5 protein-coding genes are annotated in these 3,084 nt (G+C 58.6%); all 5 read left to right on the forward strand.

The features are described from left to right. Positions 1-205 precede the first annotated feature (205 nt). Positions 206-670 (forward strand): Lrp/AsnC family transcriptional regulator, encoded by a 465-nt coding sequence (locus tag HB376_RS40495; protein WP_213769292.1) that lies wholly within the window; start codon positions 206-208, stop codon positions 668-670. A gap of 109 nt (positions 671-779) precedes the next feature. Next, positions 780-995 carry a DUF6356 family protein gene (locus tag HB376_RS40500; RefSeq protein WP_213769293.1) on the forward strand — a complete coding sequence of 72 codons (216 nt, stop codon included), beginning with the start codon at positions 780-782 and terminating at the stop codon, positions 993-995. After that, positions 985-1,851: an energy transducer TonB gene (locus HB376_RS40505; RefSeq protein WP_213769294.1), complete on the forward strand. Its 867-nt coding sequence runs from the start codon at positions 985-987 to the stop codon at positions 1,849-1,851. The genes HB376_RS40500 and HB376_RS40505 overlap by 11 nt, the downstream gene beginning before the upstream one ends. A gap of 34 nt (positions 1,852-1,885) precedes the next feature. Then, positions 1,886-2,638: a MotA/TolQ/ExbB proton channel family protein gene (locus tag HB376_RS40510; RefSeq protein ID WP_213769295.1), complete on the forward strand. Its 753-nt coding sequence runs from the start codon at positions 1,886-1,888 to the stop codon at positions 2,636-2,638. A 43-nt stretch (positions 2,639-2,681) separates the two neighbouring features. After that, positions 2,682-3,084 (forward strand): biopolymer transporter ExbD (locus HB376_RS40515; RefSeq protein WP_213769296.1); only part of this gene is annotated, 403 nt, incomplete at its 3' end.

The following is a 3,084-nucleotide window of genomic DNA, read 5'->3' on the forward strand; positions in this document are numbered from 1 at the left end:
CCTGTCACGGTGACGTATCACACTGACTACCTGATTCGGATTGCAGCGCGGTAGTGCGGACTGCTTTCGCGATTAAAAAATTTTCCGTTTCACTGGAAAAACCTCGCCTTCGCTTCACAAGGTAGCTGTGGTGCATGCTGCCGCGAAGGGTGCGCCACGCACCTTCGTGTGGTTCTGCGTGCCCGCACGAAGGAGGTGCTCACGCATGCTAGACAAGATAGACAGGCAATTGCTCGCTCTGCTGCAAGAGGACGGCGCATTGTCGGTGGCCGATATGGCCGCGCACATTTCCCTCTCGGTGACGCCCTGCTGGCGGCGCCTGCAACGCCTTGAGAAAGAGGGCTATGTGCGCCGCCGGGTCGCCCTGCTCGACGCCAAGCGGTTAAATCTCGGTGTGACCGTGTTCATAGAGATAAAAATTTCGCAGCATTCACCGGCCTGGCTCGATCAGTTCTCGACGACCATCAATCAGATTCGCGAAGTGGTCGAGGTGTACCGACTGAGCGGCCATGCCGATTATCTTCTCAAGGTGCTGGTGCCAGATATCGCGGCATATGACAGCGTGTACAAGCGACTCATCTCGAGTCTTGATCTATTCGACGTGCGCTCGTCGTTTGCCATGGAAACGATGAAATGGACGACGGCCTTACCGCTCGACTATGCCCTTTGATCGCTGTGACCTACGGACTGTCTTGATTCTGAAATAAATTTGCTCCCCAGACGTAAATGACATCGAAGTTTAGAAACCTGTTTCAGATTTGGCTTCCTACACTGAACGCATGAAAAACATCTTCACCACCCATCCGGCCGCCGTCGGCGAAACATATTTCGAGCATCTGCGGGTTGCCGTGGGGTTCGGCGCCCGATTGTTTGTAGCCGGTATCGCATGTTGCATTCATGCGCTCTTACCCTGGCTTTTCGTGAGCACCGGCAGTCGTGCGGTGGTAAAGCTTCACAAGAGCATGGTGCTAAGCCGGGTGCGAAATGAACACTGAATTGGCCAGGCGAGAAAGCTTTTCGCCAGAGGATCGTGCGTTGCACTCCACCTTGCATAAGTCCGCATCCGGCAAGCTGGCGCCCTCCAGAACGCTGCTTGCACGGGACCCCGATGCAGCAGATCGCCCGGCAAAATACCGTCTGGCCGGCGCGCTCGTACTGGCCCTCGCGTTGCATCTGGTCGCGCTTTATTACCTGACAGCGAGTCCGGTATCCATTGAGTTGACGAGTGATCAGGGCGCCTCGGCCAAGTCGATCAGCGTGTCGCTGATATCGGCGCCGCCTGCACCACCGGTCGTTGCTGTCGCGCAACCGGTGACCCCGCACGTGTCGCAGCCCGTACATCGCCCGGTGCCAAAGCCCGTCAAGTCGACACCGGTGCTCGCAACCCATCACACCTCGCCGCGAACGGTTGAGCAGCAGGAAGAGGTCCAGCCGCCGCAGCCGCAATCGCAGGTACAACCGCCCGTGCAACAAGCGCAGGCAGCCGCGCCTGCCGCTGCCCCTGCTGCCCCCTCCGCACAGGCGGCAGCGGGGGACGACAGCAAGATGCTAGCGCTGCCAAAGGCAATCGATTCGTCAGCATTACGTCAGTTGGGATGCCGCATACCTGCGCCTGCGTATCCACCGCGTGCGAAAAGGTTGGGTGAAGCAGGCACGGTTCGGGTGCAGGTCAGGATCGGCACTGATGGACTTTTTTCGGACGTGCGTGTGCTCAGCAGCAGCAATTTCCCGGATCTCGACAGTGCAGCGATACAAGCGATTTCGGGGGGCATCTGCCAGCCTTATCGTCAAAACGGCACGGCCGTGGCAGTGACCGCCGTGCAACCCATTTCTTTCAATCTCGGCGACTGAACGTACGGGTTCGTCATCGTTTCGGAGTGTCCTCATGCAACATTATGGAATAAGCAATGTCTGGCTCAGTGGCGATTTCGTCACCCGCTCCATCGTTATCGTGCTGATGACGATGTCGGTCCTGTCATGGGCGGTGATCATCGCCAAGGGCTTCGGATTATCCAAGCTACGCAAGCAAACCATGGTTGCGCAGCGCAAGTTCTGGACGGCGCCGAGCTATGACGACGGCATCGTGTTGCTGGGCTCGCAGGTGGAGAATCCTTACCGCGAACTCGCGCTTGCCGGGCGCGAGGCGAGCGAGCAAGTGTTCGACGAAGAGCACTTGCTGATCGGCAATCTCAACAGTCACGAATGGGTCTCGCGCTGCCTGAAGATTTCGTTGGACGACTACGTCGCCCGGTTGCAGCGCGGCACCGCCATTCTTGCATCGGTAGGCAGCACGTCGCCGTTTGTCGGGCTGTTCGGCACGGTATGGGGCATTTATCACGCACTCATGGCCATCGGCATCTCGGGACAGGCCAGTCTTGACCACGTCGCGGCACCCGTTGGCGAGTCGCTGATCATGACCGCGTTCGGACTGTTCGTCGCGATTCCCGCCGTGCTCGGCTATAACGCGGTGGCCCGGGGCAATAAGGGCGCGGTTCATAAGCTGGTGCGCTTCATGCACGAACTGCACAGCTACTACGTGACCGGAGGCAAGTCGTCGAACAAAGCGGCCAATACCCGCAAGCAGGACGCAGCCACGCGGCGCGTGAGCCTGGTGGACGGGCAGACCGTCACGGGCTGAGCAGATAAGTCTTCTCTAAAATCGAACTGAACGGAGTACACACATGTCGATGTTTGCTGAGAGCGGTACGGACGACGGCCTGCTAAATGAAATCAACATGACCCCGCTGATCGACGTCATGTTGGTCTTGCTGATCATCTTCATTGTGACGCTGCCCGTGATGAACCATGCAGTGAAGGTCGACCTGCCGCAAGTAGCGGCCACCCACGACGTGTCGCACGAGGATAACGTCGATGTATCGGTCGATGCATCGGGCACCATCTCCTGGAACAAGGTGCCGGTCGATGATAACCAACTGGCTCAGCACGTCGCCCAGGCGGCCTCGGCCGCTTCACAGCCAACTATCCGCATCTATGCCGATCGCCGGGTCGCCTACGACCGCGTCGCTCATGTGCTCTCGGCCGTACAGACAGGTGGACTGACTAAACTCGATTTCGTCACCGACC

It is taken from the genome of Caballeronia sp. dw_19, from assembly GCF_018449515.1.
Lineage (GTDB): Bacteria > Pseudomonadota > Gammaproteobacteria > Burkholderiales > Burkholderiaceae > Caballeronia.